This is a genomic window from Nonomuraea sp. NBC_00507 (genome assembly GCF_036013525.1).
Taxonomy (GTDB): Bacteria; Actinomycetota; Actinomycetes; order Streptosporangiales; family Streptosporangiaceae; genus Nonomuraea.
In genome coordinates this window covers 2696799-2712358 of sequence record NZ_CP107853.1, presented here as the reverse complement: position 1 = coordinate 2712358, position 15560 = coordinate 2696799, and the positions used below count along the sequence as shown (strand labels likewise).

Below are 15560 nucleotides of genomic sequence, written 5' to 3'. Positions count from 1 at the left end.
TCGTCTTCGCCGAGATCGTCGTTGGTTATACTGGCTGCGTGGATGTCCTGTCTGATGTGGTGAGTGCGGCGCGTACCGGTCGGCCCCACTCGGGCCGGGTGACCAGGTCCGCTCCCTTCGCCCAGCAGTTTCCGCCGGTGCCGTCCGCTGGGTTCCACATCGTTCTCCAGGGAACGTGCTGGCTTCTCCCGTCGCAGGGTGAGCCGATCGCGCTCGGGCCGGGCGACGTGGCGTTCCTGCCGCGCGGATCCGCACACGGTCTGGCCGACGAACCGTCCACCCCGGTAAGCGAGCCGCCCACAACGCTCACCGGAGTCCATGATGGCCGCAAAGACGAAACGTCAGCCGACCGGCCGCCGACGGTGGTCATGCTCTGCGGCGCCTACCTCCTGGACAGATCCGGGCCACATCCGCTCCTGAACGACCTGCCCGAGGTCATCCACCTACCGACGCGGGTAGGGCGCCACAGGGAACTCCGCGCCGCGGTCGAGCTCCTCGGCGTGGAACTGGACAGCGACGCCCGCCCAGGCTCCGACACCATCCTGCTCACCCTGCTGGATCTTCTCCTGCTCTACATCCTGCGCGCGTGGTTCGAAGAACAACGCGTCTCCGGCCACTCCGCCACCGGCTGGGCCGCGGCCCTGCACGACCCCGCCGTCGCCGCCGCACTCCGCGCCATCCACGGAGACCCCAGCCGGCCATGGACCGTCGAGGAGTTGGGCGCGCAGGCACGCCTGTCGCGCGCCGCCTTCGCCCGGCGGTTCACCCATCTGGTCGGCCAGCCACCGCTCACCTACCTGACATGGTGGCGGATGACTACCGCCGCCCGGCTCCTGCGCGCCTCCGACGCCCCCGTCAACACGATCGCCCAGCAGGTCGGCTACAGCTCGCAGTACACCTTCACCCATGCCTTCAAACGCCAGTACGGGTCACCGCCCGGCAGTTACCGGCACCACGCCGGCTGAAGCACAACACCCGCGGAGGGATCTTCGAGGTTTGGCGGCCTATGACACGATCCCCAGCGCCACCGCCACCAGCACGCCGTCACGCAGTGCGCCCATGCCGAAGGCGGCCAGTGCCAGCGCCGCCGCCGTGGCGAGCCAAACCCCCCATACACCGCCCGCACCTCATTCCGGCCGCCCGCCGAGGGCACCCGGATGCCGAAGGGGGCCACCAGCGTCCCCGGCGCAACCAGGCCGTACACGCCCATCCCGGCGAAGAAGACCGCCACCACACCGATGATCACGTCCGTCGGTCGACGAATACCTCTGCTACGTCAAAGACGCTCACGGCACCGCGCTGGGCCCTATTGGCTGAGGGCGAACATACCCAGAACATAGCAGGGCTTGCTAGAACGTTTCGGTCCAGATCTCCACCACCACACACGGGAGAGAACCGATGCGCAAACCACCTTTCCTCAACCGCCGGAGCCTCTTGGTTGCGGGCTGCGGGATCACGGCGGGGGCACTCCTCGGAACCCGCCCGGCGCATGCAGACGTTCCGGACTCCGCCCGCTTCGATCTGCCGGGGGCCGGCGGCAATCCGATCCTGAAGAAGTCACTCGGCCACAACTGGGTGCTGCAGTCCTTCGCGTACGACAACGCGCACCAGCACATCTACTTCGCCCAGGTGGAGTCGGGTTCGAAGACAGGCGATCTCTGGATCACCAAGACGGATACGGAGGGGACGATTCTGGGCTCAATGAAGCTCCACGGCTTCGGCCACGGCGTGGCGATCGCGGCGGAGCCGTACGACGGAGCCGTATACCTGTGGACCGAGTGGCAGGCGAGCACCAGCGGATTCGGCACCAGGATCGGGCGATTCAAGTTCGTCGACGGCGGGGTTCTGGAGAAGACCAGCAGCGCAATCCAAGACCGCACGCCCTCCATCGGCGACATCATGATCAATCCTCAACCAGCGATCGACCCCTCGACCGGCCGGTTGTTGGTGCGCTACAAAACCGGCGCCGACCTGCCGCGCATCGTTGCCTTCAACCTCGGCGACGCCCGCGCGGGCCGGCTTGGCACCGGTAACCGCCTGGTCGAACGTGCTCTACCCTCGCGTGGATCCTGGGGAGAGAGCAACCCGTTCCAGGGTTACACGGCCTACGGCCGCTACGCGTACCTGCTGGAGGGCAGGGCAAACGGGCCGTCGTACATCACCGTCGTCGACCTCAACGACACCGGCCAGTCGACCGTGGTCAACAAGTGGGAGACCACGGCAGGTGCATCTCTTCCGGGCCGGGAGCCGCAGGGCATGGCCATCTGGATGCACTCCACCGGCCCGCGACTGGCCTTCGGGTTCCATTCGAACACCGGTGGAGTACGGCAGGCCACCGTCTTCTACAAGAATGAGTTCGTCTGATCAGGTCAAGCCACCAGAGTTCGACCGACGCGATGGCCTTCTGTTGAGCCTGCGGAGGGCAAGCTCCACGTGACTCGCGCACTTGCCTTTGCCAACGTTCAGCTCGGCAGCAGTCCAGCAGAACGCCGCGAGCAAGGCGCCGGCCGGGGCAAGGTCTGACCCCTTACGACGGTCACGCCGACCACGGGCACCTTAGCCCGGCAGACGCCGGCGCGCCCTGACCGGGTGACAGCCGCGCCGGTCCGTCGGTCCCCCGTGAGTACGGGCGGAAGCGCTCGCGGGGTCCCGGCGCTCCCCCTTCGTGCCCTGGACGGTTGTGACGCCGAGCCGCCGTAGCCCCAACCGCAGCTTGATGCGAGTACTCAAGTTGACGCTTAATAAAGCAGATGCTTTAGTAACTGCATGGGAACCATGGTCGAGGATGAGCAGCTCGATGCCCTGTTCACGGCGCTCAGCGACCGCACCAGGCGAGACATCGTGGCCCGGCTGAGCACGGGCGAGGCGACGGTCAAGGAGCTGGCGGAGCCGTACGCCATGAGCATGCAGGCCGTGTCGCATCACATTCGGGTGCTCGAGCGGTCCGGGCTGATCAGCCAGGGACGGCACCGGCAAACCCGGCCATGTCGGCTCGAACCTGCGGCGCTCGAGGCCGCGCTCTCATGGATCGAGGAGAGCCGGCGGGCATGGTCAGACCGGATGGACCGGCTAGAGACGCACCTCACCCGCTTGCAGGAGGGTGAGAACCAGTGAACGCCGACGAACTCGTCTACCGGCGGGTCTTCCGCGCGCCGCGCGAGCTGGTGTGGCGGTGCCTCACCGAGCCCGCCGAGCTCGCGCGCTTCTGGGGCCCGAGCGGCATGACCACGCCGATCGACAGCATCGTCGTCGAACTTCACCCCGGTGGCCGGTTCGAGACCCTGATGCTCGGCGAGTACGGCAGCCACCGGATGGTTGCCACCTTTACCGAGATCGTCCCGCCCGAGCGGCTTGCCTGGGTCGAGCCGGCGACCGGGATGCACACCACCAGCACGCTGGAAGACCTCGGCGATGGCAGAACCGCGGTCGTCATCCACCAGCGCAACGTGCCCGAGACAATGCGTACGCCCGAGTCCCGCACCGGCTTTCTCACCTCCCTCGACAAGCTCGAGAAACACCTCGCTCACCTCATACAAGGGAACCGATCATGACCGACCTGCAGTCCTGGGTGGCGCCGACCTACAGAGGGCTCGCCGATTCCCTCGCCGCCGCGACCGTCGAGACATGGGACGCCTCGTCGCTGTGCGAGAAGTGGCTGGTGCGCCATGTGATCGCGCACGTGACGATGCCGGCGCGGCTGACCCCAGAGCAGTTCGGGGCCGAGATGGCGGCGGCCGGCGGCGACTTCACCGTACTTTCCGACACCGTAGCCACGCGGGACGCTGCGCTGCCCGTCGCCGACCTCCTCGCCCAGCTCCGATCGCCCAGACTGCACGCGTGGCAGCCGCCGGGCGGCGGTGCAGCCGGCGCACTGAGCCATGCCGTCATTCACTCCCTGGATGTGACGATCGCACTCGACCGGCCCGCGATCGCACCGGCAGAGGCTGTGACCGCCGTCCTCGACCAGCTCACCGCCGCACACGGCACCTGGTTCGGCATCGACCTGACCGGTGTCCGGCTCGAGGCCACCGACACCGACTGGAACTGGGGAAACGGCCAGCTCGTTCGCGCCGACAGCGGCTCTCTGGTGGCACTCCTGAGCGGCCGAACCCTACCCGACGGCCGGACACTGCCCCACAGCTGACACCCCGGGCCGACACGTCTTCACGTGGGGGACCAAGGGCATACGTCTGCAACGTCCAACACGGCCTCCACATGGACAGCTCCGCGAGGTCCCCGACAGCCCCGCCCCTTCCGACGGCGGCGTGGACGAGGAGGGGAGGGAGTGTAGACCCCCGCCGATCCCACTTCCGACAGCCATAGGCGAGGGCCCCATGATCCTTACCTTCGGGGCTCTCGCCTATGACAGGCGGCGCTCAGCTGCTTCACGCGGTCGGTTCGGTCGTGGGCTGCTCGGGGGCGCGCCCTCGAAGTCTGACGAAGGTGGGGTCGCCCTTGAGGTTCTGGTGGATGACCAGTACGGCTGAGCCGTCCGTTCCGGCGGTCGCCGGCTCGAACCACACCCTGAGCGCGCACTCGTCATCCACGTCGAGGTCTTGGTTCTCACAGGCGCCGTCATGCTGAAAGCTCGCAGGCGACTCGCCTTTCAGCTCGATGTCGCCGATCTTCAACGTGGTGGTGCCCGTGCTGAGGATGAGCACGTCTTGCCCACAGTCCTGGCCGGCGCACAGATCCAGGCCTTTCGGCGTCACCGCGATACCGGGGCCTTTGCTGGGCCCGTCCGGTCGAGGCTGGGTTACCTCGCCGCTTTTCATCTCCGGGCCGCCCGCCTCGCGGCTGATGTTCACCTGTCCGGACGTGATCAACGCGGCTGTGATCGTCGCACCGGCGGCGATCACAGCCGCGGCGATGGCGACGCCTCGGGTCGACATGGAGGATCCTCCTGAGGGTCAGCGCTCTTCCCACCGCTGGTGGGGCCCGCGGTGGCACGTCCACTGCAGGACCGGGCCGCCCTCAGCCCGGCCCTTGCCGGCGCGCTGGTCGGGCTCGACGCACCTGTTGCTGCGCCTGTTCTTGAGGAACCCGGCGTCCAGCTCGGTCTTGTCCCACTGCTGCTGGGCGCCCCGGTGGCAGTTCCACTGCAAGAGCCTGGCGTTGTTGCTCTTGCCGTTGGATCCGCCGGCCTGGTTGACCTCCAGGCACATGTCGTCGCTGTGACGGGCCTGCAGGAGCACGTAGCCGTTCTCCAGATCAATGATCCGCCACTGCTGCCACCGCTTACTTTCGCCGGTGGTGCAGGTGCGCTGCACGACCCAGGCGCCCGCGTTCCTGCTGCGGTTGTCGACCTGGAGGCATTTGCCGCTGCGCTTGTTCTGGAACTGGTCGTAGGTGTACGTGGTGAGCCCCGGCCCCTCGGCCGTGCCCGTCTCCTCCGGATCGTCAGCTGCCGCTCCAGCTGTCGAGGTGCCGGAAATGAGGATCGCGGTGGCGGCGGCAGCCAGGACAAGGATGCGTCGTACGGAAGGGTTGGTCATGAGGACCTCTTTCGTGAACCGATGGAACAGTAGGTGGGTGGCGGTTGTCGGTGGTATCGATCGTGGCCGGACAACCGGGTGCGGGACATCCGAGCTAGCACGGGACTTCTGTCAGGGAGAGCACTCACTGGCCGAGCGTCACCAGTCCAAAGCCCGCGAGGTAGACCATCGAGGTGAAAGCCAGATAACCGAGGCTCACGTCGAGTAGTTCCTTGGGGGATGAGGCGCTGGTGGCGGGGATCGGGTGGTGTGTGCTCATGGCCACCACGATGGCCGCGCCGGGGGTGGTCGTTCACGGGTGGTGGCCCGCTGATCGGGTCCGGGTTTTCCCGGAATTCGGGCTCCTGGTAGGCCTGGTTGCCGCACCTGGAGGGCAGGGGCGATCATTTCGATCATGACCACCGAGGCCCGGCGGGCCGACGTACTGCGCGTGGCCCACTTCAACAGCGACCGCCGATGGGCGGATGTCCGTCGGCCTGGCTGATCTGCCATAGGGGTCTCCTTTGCAACGAGGGGCTGCCTTCTGGCGGGTGCCTTCAGGCTCGCGCTCCCGGCGTCCTCGATCCCAGAGGCGCCATGTCCTCGTCGAACCGGGTGCCAGTCGTCCCGGATGGGACCTGAAGTCCCAGAGCCGGGTGGGACCTGCCGCCTCTGGTGGCGGTGACGCTGGGCGCAGGACGCTGATGTTCCGTTGAGAAAGGGGAACCTGTGAACCCCCTCGCCCCCACGCGAACCATCTCCTCGAGCAGGATCGCGGTCGTGTCCGCGCTTTTGACCATGGGCGCCGTCCTGGCCGCGGCGAACCTGCTGCTGCGGCCCGTCCCGGCCCTCGATTTCGGCTCCTACGCGGCGCTACGGGCCGAGCGCGACGCGGTCTGGCTGTTCGGCCTGCTCGGCGGGATCGGCACGGCCGTCGCCTACCTCGCCGCGGGGCTGTCGGCCTGCTTGCTCATCAGGCACAAGGGCGCGGTCCTCGCGACGATCGGCGCCGTGCTGACCGGCATGGCAGGAGTGCTGTATTGCGCCGGCTTCTTCGCCATCGGCGCCGTCGACTGGTATCTGACGGCCGACGCCGCGGGCGGGCAGGCGCTCTTCTCCTACTTCCAGGACAACTCCGGGCAGGTCTTCGGCATCCAGGCGATCGGATTCCTTCTGTCGGTGCTGGGCTTCGCCGTGCTCGGGACGGCGTTGTGGCGCTCGCGGGCGGTCCCCCGATGGCTCGCCGCCGCGGTGCCGCTGAGCCTGGTCGCGATGATCGCCGGCGGCTCGGGAATCATCTACGATGCACTCCACGCGGTCTTCATGACATCACTTGTGGCGCTCGCCTGGTTCACCTGGCGTGGCCGCGCCAAGTAATAAGGGGCTGCACCGGTGCACGACAGACGCCTGGCGGCCGACGCGTTACGCGCCGGCCGCGTCGTCGTTGTCACCCTCGCCTGCTCGTGCTCGCGTTGTATGTCATCGGCCTGGCGATCTGGATCATCGACGCCGCGCGGCTGCCGGAGATCGCGTTCGCCCCGTGGTCCACCTCGCAGGGCCGCCTGGTGCCCGACGGCTGGGGTGTGCCCGCCGAGTCATGGGCCGCCATGGTGGCCCTGCCCGGTGTCATCGTGACGGTCGCCGGCGCCACGGCTGCGGCGCTGATCCTGCGCCGGGACACGTCCTGGTTCCGGCTGTATCTCGGCTTCGCGCTCGTCCTGTTCGCTACGGCGGGCAGCGAGGTTCCGCGCTGCACTCCAGCCAGTACGTGCCCGGCTTGCCGGTCTGCGGCGTCTGCTCCAACGTCACCAGGTCACCCTGCACGGCGAGCACCTTGGTGTTGTTCGTGCCGTAGCGCACGACCTTGATTGCCTGATCGCTGCCGAACCAGGCCCCGGCCCCCGTCGCCGCGACCAGGATGATGAGGACCGCCGCACCCGCATCCCACGCCATCCACCGCCGGCGGGGTCGCCGCTTACGTCCGGATCCCATCGAAAACCCTCCTGACCGTGCGCTCGCACAACCCGCGGAACCCGTCTTCCTCCAGGCCGATGCGGCCACCGAGATAGAGCTGTACGAGCCCCTGGATGGACGACGTCAGCGCCAGCGTCACTTCCAGCGGATCGTCCTCGCGTAGCAGCCCTTCGCGCATGGCCTCCTCGACCAGCACGACGAGCATGCTGAACGACGGCGACCCTCCGCCTTGGAAGTCGTCGGGGAAGCGCCGAGCCCGCTCCCGGCGATCGGTCATGATGTCCGGTCGGCCACCGCCTCAAACAGCGCCTGGCGACTCGGATAGTGCTTGTAGGCGGCCATCGGGGACACGCCGACCATGTCGGCCACCCGCCGCATGGTCACGGCCGCAGCACCCTCGCTCACCAGAATGGCCTGCGCCGCCCCGGCGATCCTCTCCGCTGTGTTCGGAGCACTCATGGTGTACACAGTAAACCGTCAAGGTGTACGTCGTACACCTCACGGTGAGCCAGAAGTGGAGCCGCACGGGGACGCGGCTCAGCCGGGCAAGGGACGGCGGCCGAACGAGGTGAGCTGGTGGATGTCGTGGCGGGCCCGCAGCGCCGCGATCGCCGCCTGGTCGGGCGGCCCGCCGCCGGCCGTCACCAGTTCGGCCATTTCCCGCATGTAGTCCTCGTGGCCGCTCGGGGCCACCACGAAGAGCATCCGCGCGGGCATGGGTCCGGGGTTGAAGAAGGCGTGCGGGCAGCCCGTGGGCACGTGCATGAAGCTCCCCGGACCGCCCCTGAACACCGACGCGCCCGAATCGGACTCCCAGGCGCGCCAGTCGCCTTCTGCCTCGTCACGCGGGTGAAAGGCAAGGAGGTCCAACTCCCCCTCCAGGATGTAGAACATCTCCTCGGCATGGTGGTGCAGGTGCGCCCCGACATCGAAGCCCGGCGCCACCCGGGCCTCGAACACCGACCATTGCCTCGACCGTTCCGCGCCCACCTTGAGCGTCATGTCGACGCCCGGGATGTCGCGCCCGGCGCCGGGCGGCAACAGCAGTCCATCGGTCATCTTCGTCTCCTCACGAGCTGGTTCAGGTCAGGGCTTCCAGGCGGTCGCGGCCACCCCATGACATTGATCATGTTAGGGCGGAAAGCCCGGCTGATCCTGGTAGGGATACTGCTAGCTTGCGGGCAAGGGGTCACCCTCAGGCGGGAGCCGATGCACTGTGGAGAACGGTGGCAGGCAGCGGGGCAGGCAGGCCGAGTTGGCCGCGTTCCTGCGCGCGCAGCGGGCCGGGTTACGGCCCTCGGACGTGGGGCTGCCGGAGGGCGCCGCCCCCGCACGCCGCAGGACCCCCGGGCTGCGGCGGGAAGAGATCGCCGAGCTGGCCGGCATCAGCGTCACCTGGTACACCTGGCTGGAGCAGGGCAGGAACATCTCGACGTCGGCCCAAGTGATCGACGCGTTGGCCCGCGCCTTGTCGCTCGACGACGACCAGCACCGCTACCTGCGCGACCTGGCGGGCCTGCCCGCTCCGGAGCGCAAGCCCTCCGACGACCACGCGCAGGCTCGGCTACGGCGGCTGGTCGACGCGGCGGCGCCGAACGTCGCCTCCGTCTACGACGTCAACTTCGACTACCTGGCCTGGAACAAGCCCTATGCGCTGATCCGCCACGACCCGGGCAGGTATCCGCGGGAACGGCGCAACCTGCTGTGGATGATGTTCACCGACGCGGAAATCCGTACTCGTCTGATCCGGTGGGAGCCGGCCGCGCGCTCCGTGCTCAGCCAGTTCCGCGCAGCCGCCGGCCGGCACCCCGGCGACCCACGCTTCGCGAGCATCACGCGGGCCCTGTCCGAGACGAGCGCGGAGTTCCGTGAGTGGTGGACCGAATATCCCGTCCGCTCCTTCCGGCCCGCTATCATCGGGATCGACCACCCTGAGGCGGGACGGCTCGACCTGGAGCTCTTCCAGCTGCACCCGGCCGAGCGGCCCGACCTCCTGCTGGTCATGCAGGTCCCGGTCGGCAAGACGGCCCTGCGGCGAATCACCGCGCTGCTCGGGACCGCGTGAGCCGCGAGACCCCTGCCAGGAACGTTGCTGCAGCCGCCACGGACCACTCTCCACGAGCAGGAATCCCCCGTCGTCGCTCCGCCGACGCAGTACGGGTCTCCCACCTTGGATCGGACAGGGTCACGACCGACGACCCAGTGCTTCACGCTCGTGTTCGCCGGGCCGAAGAACATCGTGCCCACCCCCGCTCTCCAGCTTGTCCAGACGACGTCGCCGAAGGACAGGCCGTTCGGCTCCACGCAGTGACCGGCCGTCATGAACAGGTTGTCGGATTCCGTCCCTTGGTCTCTCCAACGCCAGGACCTGGGCCTATCTGCTGGTGCGGGGATAGTCCGGACGCCCGGGTTCTCCCCTCGTTCAGGTCGTGGCGCTCTCGTACTGCGGGCGACCGGTGGTGCGGTAGGTCTGGATCGTCAGCCCCTTCGGGGTGGACTGCAAGTCGACCAGCTCGAGTCCTATGTCCGGGCCGGTGGCAGGGAAGAGCCGCGTGCCCTGGCCGACGACCACGGGATAGGTGAGCAGTACGACCTGGTCGACCAGCCGATGGTTGAGCAGCCAGCGGATCAGGGTGCCGCTGCCCCACACTTGCAACTCACCGCCCGGCTTGGCTCTCAGCTCGCCGATGGCGCCCGCGATGTCGCCGGACAGGACCGTCGTGTCCGGCCATTGCGGGTCGGTGAGCGTGGTCGAGGCGACGTACTTGGGCCGCGTGTTCAACGCCTCTCCGACGGGGTTTCCCGGATCCATGCCTGCTCCCCAAGAGCCGGCGAAGATCTCGTAGGTCCGCCGCCCGAACAGGAACGCGTCGGCTCGCTGGAAGGCCTGGCTGATGAACGTCGAGGCCTCATCGTCGAGCAGCGGCGGAGCCCATCCGAAGCGCTCGAATCCGCCGCTGCCATCCTCGTCCGGCGCGCCGGCTTCGCGCCGGGTCCCTGCGTCAATCCGTCGATGTCCCTGCGTCACTCCGTCGACGGAGACGTTCGTGACGGTCGTCAGTTTCATGGTCGCAGTTCCCTTCGCGCTGGGTCGTCGTTGGGTACGACCGGCCCGCGGCGCCGATCTCATCGGTCGTGCACGGATCTGCCGCGAGTCGATGGATACCCCCACTGGGCACAACCGTCCCCTAATCACACACCGCGACGCGAGGGTGAGGGCACGCCTTCCAGAACTACACATCCATACTTCAGCAGATCACGAAGGGCACCCGTCGCGCTTGAGAGACAGAAACGACTGGCTGTGGCAATTACTCGACGATCCCTACCTGCTGGTGGCCCGACGCGGCACCTTCCCTGACGGTCCGGTGCACCGACGGTGGTCTGCGTCCTGATTTCTCCGATTCGACGTACAGTTCGGGGCGCCGGTCCGCGTGTACGTCGTTGAGCATGCTGATTGATTTGTCGCGCGCCTGCGCGAGGTCGACGGTCGCCGTGATGAGAGCCTCCTCACCGAGGTGCAGCTGCGTCACGGGGTAGCCGTCCGCGTCGACGATGACGCTGCCGCCGAGCCACTTCTGCCCGCGCTCGGTGCCCGCGCGGTCTGCGACCGCGACGAACATGCGGTTGATGGCGGCATTCGCCTGCACACGTACGATCTCGCCCGGCCGCTCGCCTTGCGGCCGCGGGTACAGGGGCCAGTTGACCGGCCCGCACAGTATTTCGGCGCCGGCGAGTGCGACGAGCCGCACCCACTCCGGGAACTCGAGGTCGTAGCAGATCATCATGCCGATACGCCCGTGCGGCGTGTCGATCACGGGCGGGCGGTCGGAGCCGGGCGTGAAACCGCAGCTCTTCTCGCCATTCCACAGGTGCGCCTTGCGGTATGTGGCGCGCAGGCCGGTCTCGTCGATGAGCAGGGCAGTGTTGTACGCGTCCACGCCGTCGAGCTCGGCGAATCCGCTGACCACGACCAGCCCGTGCGCGGATGCGAGCGCCCTCAACTCACGGATCGTCGCGCCGTCCAGCGGCTCGGCCGCGCTCCGCAGCTGGTCGAGGTCGTGAAACATGTAGCCGGAGTTCGCCAGCTCGGGCAGCACGACGATCTGCGCGCCGCGGGCGGCGGCCTCGAGCACGGCGGTGCGGATTCGCCGCCGCGTCTGATCCGCGGCGCCGAGTACTGGTTCGAGCTGGCAGCATGCGACGGTGACATGCCGGGGCGGTTGAGCGAGCGAGGCGCTGCTCACTGTAGTGATCCCTCCAGCTCCACCTCGTTCGTCTCTCGCACCGCTGCTTCGGCGGTCATGTCGAGGTTCCGCGAGAACAGCAGGTACAGGCCGCCGGAAACGACGAGTCCGACTGCGAATGAGAAGTCGGCGCCGCCCATGCGCTCGGCGATGGGTCCCACGAAGAAGCTGATCGAGACGAACGGGATCATGACGAGAATTCCGATCACGTACGCGACGACACCGCGCCACTGCCAGCGGCCGTACAGTCCGTTCGGCTTCAGGATCTCGGCGATCGCGTACCTGCCGCGCCGTACCAAGTAGAAGTCGACAAGGTTCACGGCCGTCCACGGTACGAGGAAGTACAGCATGAGCAGCACGAAGCTGGTGAAGCTGTTGAGATAGTTGTCGGGGATGAACAGCGCGATGATGAGGGATGCCACTCCCACGATCACGAGGCCGATCACTCGCAGGCGCACCGTCGGTTTCACCTGCCTGAAAGCGTCGACGGCGCTCGTTCCGGTCAGCATGGCGCCGTATGCGTTGACGCCCATGACCGATATGAGTGCGAGTACCGACACGATCACGGTGATGGTGCCGAAGCCGGGGAACAGCAGGTCGCCGACCTCGCGCAGGGCGCTGATCGGGTCCGCGTTCGGGATGTAGCTGGCCAGGATCGCGCCGAGCGACATGAGCCAGACCGCCGAGACCGCCGCCCCCGCGTACACCGAGGAGATGAGCCCGGGGGCCGAGACTTTCGCCGGCAGGTAGCGCGTGTAGTCGGAAACGTAAACGGCGTAGCTGATGTTGTAGCCCGCAGCCAGCGAGAACTGCACGAGGAAGGCCGTCGTGTCCCAGCCCGCCTGAGCGGCGGCGGCGTCGGGCACCACTGGTGTCGTCGAGAAGTGCACGATCGCGACGACCGTGACAATGGCGAACACCGCGATGAGTATGTATGTCAGCCAGCGCTGCACCAGGTGTAACAGGTCATGCCCGACCACCGCGATGGTAATGGAGAGTGCGATGAGCACCGGATACCAGAACAGCTTCACGTCCGCGAACATGCCGATGCCCTGCGTGGCCAGGATCGTGTCGAACACCAGGAAGCCGACGTAGATGAAAACCGTGGCGGCGAATGGCACGAGAGCGCCGCGGCTGCCGAACTGAGCGCGCGACTGGATCATCTGTGGCAGCCCCATGCGTGGCCCCTGGTTGGCGTGGAAGGCCATGAAGAACGTGCCGAAGCACGCGCCGAGCAGCACGGCGAACACGCTGAACCAGACGTTCAGTCCCATCGCGGGGCCGACGAATCCGGTCGTGAGCGTGGGCAGCACGAAGTTGCCGGCGAACCAGAACGGACCCTGGTGCCAGACCTTTCCGCGGCGTTCGGCGTTGGGGACATAGTTGATCGAGTGCTGCTCGATCACAGGGTCGCGATTGGTGGCTTCTGCTGTGGTGGACATCATCATTCCTTCCGGAGTTTCGGGTTCAGCGGATAGGACGGCGTTCATGGCCGAGAGGACCACGAACGCCGGGTGGGATGAGGCGCGGATGAAGATCCACCCACGCCCCCACGCCGTTGTATGCGGTCGTGCCGAACGGATCGGGTGTCCGGGAAGTCCTGGTACGCGCATGACCCGGTTCCGGGCGGTTCAGTGAACACCGACCCCACGACCGAGGCGCCGCGGGTGTCGATGGGTGCGGTCAGCGACCTTTGTCGCCATCATCAGGAACTGCGGATACGTGGCGACGAAATGGCCGGCGTGGTCATCGCGCGAGGCTTCGAACCCATCGGCGACCGTTCTGACCTCGTCCTCGGTGACCAGATCCGGGCTGTTCTTCTGGAACAGCGTGATGACGCTCGTCAGGTAGTCACCGAACGCGGCACCCATCTCCACGTTGTTCCGCAGCACAATGTTGAGATCATCGACCGCGAAGCCCGCCTCCTCGGCGAGCCTGGGCAGCTTGCTGCCGATCATGCCGTCGGTGCCGCCGGCCGCCGTGACCCTCAGCCAGGCATCCCTCGTCACCTGGAACGGTTCCCAGTCGGGCCGCGCGGTCAGGAAGGACAGGTCTTCCTCGATCACATAGATCCGGCCGCCCACCGGAAGCGCGTCATGGACGGCCCTCAAGACGCGTGCGGGATCGGAGACGTGCTGCAGCACGAAGCGCAGGATGCACCTGTCGAACCGCCCGCGCACGGCCTCCGGGATCGGGTCCTCGCCGATCTTGGACACCTCGATGCTGTAGTTCGGCGGCGCCGCTTCGCCCCTGCGAAATCTTGCCGCGAGATGCGGGTTCGCCTCCACCCCGAAGATGCGGGTGCCGGAAAAGTTGCGGGCGAGGAAACACCCGTAGCCGCCCGCCGCGCTGCCGACCTCGAGGACCCCGCGGCCGGCGCCGAATTCCCCGCTCCGGAGCCAGGCGACTTCACTCTCCCCCAGCGCCCAGGTCTGGACGTCCAGGAGCCTCTCCCACTCCTGGAGTAATTCCTCCTCCTCGATGGCCTTCATCATGCCGGGCGTCAACGACGGAATGCCGTTTCCCGCCAGGACCTGCGGAGTCATGTCGCTCGTGGCCCGAGGCTCCGCCCAGCGGCGTTCGGCGTGGGAGGCATAGTCGATCGAGTGCTGCTCGATCACACGGTCGCGGCTGGTGGCCTCTGCGGTGGCGGACATCATCGTTCCTTCCGGAGTTTCGGGTTCAGCGGGTGGGACCGGCGTTCATGGCCGAGAGGAGCACGTACGCCACGTGGGATGCGGCCATCGCCGTTACCTGAGCGTGGACGGAGCAGGTGGGACTTCGACGAGGTCGGCGCCGACCAGGTCGACCGAGCGCGGTGCACGGATCATGGCGAGCAGTTCGCGGCTCGCCGTGATTACCATTAGGCACCCTTTGATGCATATAAGGCAACAGCTTGCGGTAAACTGCTTGCACTGATCGGTTTCCTGTCCAGACGAAAACGCGCTGGCTTGTCGCGTCGATCATCGAGCTGTGAGGACTTCATGAGGGCCATGCATCCGACACCATCCGGCTCCCCGGTGCGCGTGGGTGCTCGTCTGCGGGCGAGCCGCCAGGTGCAGGGCCTGACGATCGAGCAGGTGGCGGCGGCGACCAACCTGACCAAGGGATTCCTCAGTCGCGTCGAGCGAGACGAGACCTCCCCCAGCGTGGCCACCCTCGTCACTCTGTGCCAGGTGCTGTCGGTGCCGATAGGTTCGTTGTTCGAGGAGCCGGACACCGAGGTCGTGCACATGGAGGATGCTCCGCGCATCAACTTGGGTGGTCGTGGCCTCGTCGAGCGGATGCTTACGCCGCGCAGCCAATCGCGCGTGCAGGTGCTGCGCTCCTTCCTCGACGTCGGCGCCAGCGGAGGCGACGACCTCTACACGATCAACTGCGACGTGGAGGTGCTGCACGTGCTGGCCGGTGAGCTCGAAGTACTCTTCACGAATCGCACGGTCGTCATGGCCGCCGGCGACACTCTGACCTTCTCGGGTCGCGAACCACACAATTGGCGCAACACGGGTTCCACCTCAGCCGACATCATCTGGACCCTCGTTCCAGCGGCTTGGAGCGGCTCTAGCTGACAGGGCAGGCAGATATCCCCGGCACTTGGGTCATCTCCGGTCCCGGCAGCCTGCTTCAGGATTGCCGCGATCTGCGCGGCTCTTGCGGTCCTGTACTCCTACAGGGACGTAGTCGCACTCCGGTCCATCGCCTACCTGCGCGAGAAGGACCTGACCTCGTTGCAGAGCATCCGCAAGTCGATCAAATACTTGCGAGCTCCCGCCGCGAGACCTCAACCTTTCAACCTCTGTAGACGCCCTAAGGACATTAAGAACCCCCGGCCGTTCCCTCCTGACGGTCGGGGGTTCTGGTTTCCGTG

The 15560-nt window shown here is 67.2% G+C and carries 21 protein-coding genes; 8 read left to right on the top strand and 13 right to left on the bottom strand.

What is annotated here, in order from left to right; translation table 11 throughout:
* Window positions 1–38: 38 nt before the first annotated feature.
* Window positions 39–965: an AraC family transcriptional regulator gene (locus OHA25_RS13830; RefSeq protein ID WP_327587955.1), complete on the top strand. Its 927-nt coding sequence runs from the start codon at window positions 39–41 to the stop codon at window positions 963–965.
* Here the strand turns inward: OHA25_RS13830 and OHA25_RS61305 are convergent.
* On the bottom strand, window positions 944–1234 hold the full coding sequence (locus OHA25_RS61305) for a hypothetical protein (RefSeq protein WP_442942185.1): 291 nt from the start codon (window positions 1232–1234) through the stop codon (window positions 944–946). The genes OHA25_RS13830 and OHA25_RS61305 overlap by 22 nt on opposite strands.
* A gap of 164 nt (window positions 1235–1398) precedes the next feature.
* Between OHA25_RS61305 and OHA25_RS13825 the strand changes: the two genes are divergently transcribed.
* From OHA25_RS13825 to OHA25_RS13810, 4 genes are all read left to right on the top strand, one after another.
* Window positions 1399–2364, top strand: a complete 966-nt coding sequence (locus OHA25_RS13825; protein WP_327587954.1) for a phage baseplate protein — start codon at window positions 1399–1401, stop codon at window positions 2362–2364.
* A gap of 402 nt (window positions 2365–2766) precedes the next feature.
* On the top strand, window positions 2767–3114 hold the full coding sequence (locus tag OHA25_RS13820) for an ArsR/SmtB family transcription factor (RefSeq protein ID WP_327587953.1): 348 nt from the start codon (window positions 2767–2769) through the stop codon (window positions 3112–3114).
* Complete coding sequence (locus OHA25_RS13815; RefSeq protein WP_327587952.1) at window positions 3111–3551, top strand: SRPBCC family protein; 441 nt, start codon at window positions 3111–3113, stop codon at window positions 3549–3551. Before OHA25_RS13820 ends, OHA25_RS13815 begins: the two co-directional genes overlap by 4 nt.
* A complete protein-coding gene (locus OHA25_RS13810) occupies window positions 3548–4144 on the top strand; it encodes a maleylpyruvate isomerase family mycothiol-dependent enzyme (protein ID WP_327587951.1) in 597 nt (198 codons plus the stop codon). Before OHA25_RS13815 ends, OHA25_RS13810 begins: the two co-directional genes overlap by 4 nt.
* A 241-nt stretch (window positions 4145–4385) precedes the next feature.
* Here OHA25_RS13810 and OHA25_RS13805 read toward each other — a convergent pair whose 3' ends face one another.
* From OHA25_RS13805 to OHA25_RS13795, 3 genes are all read right to left on the bottom strand, one after another.
* The gene (locus OHA25_RS13805) at window positions 4386–4892 is read right to left on the bottom strand and encodes a hypothetical protein (RefSeq protein ID WP_327587950.1); all 507 of its coding nucleotides are present in this window, start codon (window positions 4890–4892) and stop codon (window positions 4386–4388) included.
* An 18-nt stretch (window positions 4893–4910) separates the two neighbouring features.
* Window positions 4911–5495: an RICIN domain-containing protein gene (locus tag OHA25_RS13800; RefSeq protein WP_327587949.1), complete on the bottom strand. Its 585-nt coding sequence runs from the start codon at window positions 5493–5495 to the stop codon at window positions 4911–4913.
* A 124-nt stretch (window positions 5496–5619) separates the two neighbouring features.
* A complete protein-coding gene (locus OHA25_RS13795; protein ID WP_327587948.1) occupies window positions 5620–5754 on the bottom strand; it encodes a hypothetical protein in 135 nt (44 codons plus the stop codon).
* Window positions 5755–6254: 500 nt separating this feature from the next.
* On the opposite strand from OHA25_RS13795, the gene OHA25_RS13790 reads away from it, so the two are divergent.
* Complete coding sequence (locus tag OHA25_RS13790) at window positions 6255–6851, top strand: hypothetical protein (RefSeq protein WP_327587947.1); 597 nt, start codon at window positions 6255–6257, stop codon at window positions 6849–6851.
* 70 nt (window positions 6852–6921) lie between these two features.
* On the opposite strand, the gene OHA25_RS13785 is transcribed toward OHA25_RS13790, so the two are convergent.
* From OHA25_RS13785 to OHA25_RS13765, 5 genes are all read right to left on the bottom strand, one after another.
* Window positions 6922–7155 (bottom strand): hypothetical protein, encoded by a 234-nt coding sequence (locus OHA25_RS13785; RefSeq protein ID WP_327587946.1) that lies wholly within the window; start codon window positions 7153–7155, stop codon window positions 6922–6924.
* 44 nt (window positions 7156–7199) lie between these two features.
* Window positions 7200–7466 carry a hypothetical protein gene (locus tag OHA25_RS13780; protein ID WP_327587945.1) on the bottom strand — a complete coding sequence of 89 codons (267 nt, stop codon included), beginning with the start codon at window positions 7464–7466 and terminating at the stop codon, window positions 7200–7202.
* On the bottom strand, window positions 7450–7725 hold the full coding sequence (locus OHA25_RS13775; RefSeq protein ID WP_327587944.1) for a WHG domain-containing protein: 276 nt from the start codon (window positions 7723–7725) through the stop codon (window positions 7450–7452). The genes OHA25_RS13780 and OHA25_RS13775 overlap by 17 nt, the downstream gene beginning before the upstream one ends.
* Complete coding sequence (locus OHA25_RS13770) at window positions 7722–7907, bottom strand: TetR/AcrR family transcriptional regulator (RefSeq protein ID WP_327587943.1); 186 nt, start codon at window positions 7905–7907, stop codon at window positions 7722–7724. Before OHA25_RS13770 ends, OHA25_RS13775 begins: the two co-directional genes overlap by 4 nt.
* A gap of 78 nt (window positions 7908–7985) precedes the next feature.
* Complete coding sequence (locus tag OHA25_RS13765) at window positions 7986–8507, bottom strand: cupin domain-containing protein (RefSeq protein ID WP_327587942.1); 522 nt, start codon at window positions 8505–8507, stop codon at window positions 7986–7988.
* Window positions 8508–8664: 157 nt separating this feature from the next.
* On the opposite strand from OHA25_RS13765, the gene OHA25_RS13760 reads away from it, so the two are divergent.
* Entirely contained in the window at window positions 8665–9513 is an 849-nt protein-coding gene (locus OHA25_RS13760; protein ID WP_327587941.1) for a helix-turn-helix transcriptional regulator, read from the top strand.
* A gap of 357 nt (window positions 9514–9870) precedes the next feature.
* Here OHA25_RS13760 and OHA25_RS13755 read toward each other — a convergent pair whose 3' ends face one another.
* The 4 genes from OHA25_RS13755 to OHA25_RS13740 form a co-directional block, all read right to left on the bottom strand.
* Complete coding sequence (locus tag OHA25_RS13755) at window positions 9871–10515, bottom strand: dihydrofolate reductase family protein (RefSeq protein WP_327587940.1); 645 nt, start codon at window positions 10513–10515, stop codon at window positions 9871–9873.
* Between the two features lie 241 nt (window positions 10516–10756).
* On the bottom strand, window positions 10757–11692 hold the full coding sequence (locus OHA25_RS13750; RefSeq protein ID WP_327587939.1) for a nitrilase family protein: 936 nt from the start codon (window positions 11690–11692) through the stop codon (window positions 10757–10759).
* Window positions 11689–13134, bottom strand: a complete 1446-nt coding sequence (locus OHA25_RS13745; protein WP_327587938.1) for a purine-cytosine permease family protein — start codon at window positions 13132–13134, stop codon at window positions 11689–11691. Before OHA25_RS13745 ends, OHA25_RS13750 begins: the two co-directional genes overlap by 4 nt.
* A 189-nt stretch (window positions 13135–13323) precedes the next feature.
* Window positions 13324–14349 (bottom strand): methyltransferase, encoded by a 1026-nt coding sequence (locus tag OHA25_RS13740; protein ID WP_327587937.1) that lies wholly within the window; start codon window positions 14347–14349, stop codon window positions 13324–13326.
* A 327-nt stretch (window positions 14350–14676) separates the two neighbouring features.
* Here OHA25_RS13740 and OHA25_RS13735 point away from each other — a divergent pair, with 327 nt between their 5' ends.
* The gene (locus OHA25_RS13735; RefSeq protein WP_327587936.1) at window positions 14677–15261 is read left to right on the top strand and encodes a helix-turn-helix domain-containing protein; all 585 of its coding nucleotides are present in this window, start codon (window positions 14677–14679) and stop codon (window positions 15259–15261) included.
* The last annotated feature ends 299 nt before the right edge of the window (window positions 15262–15560 follow it).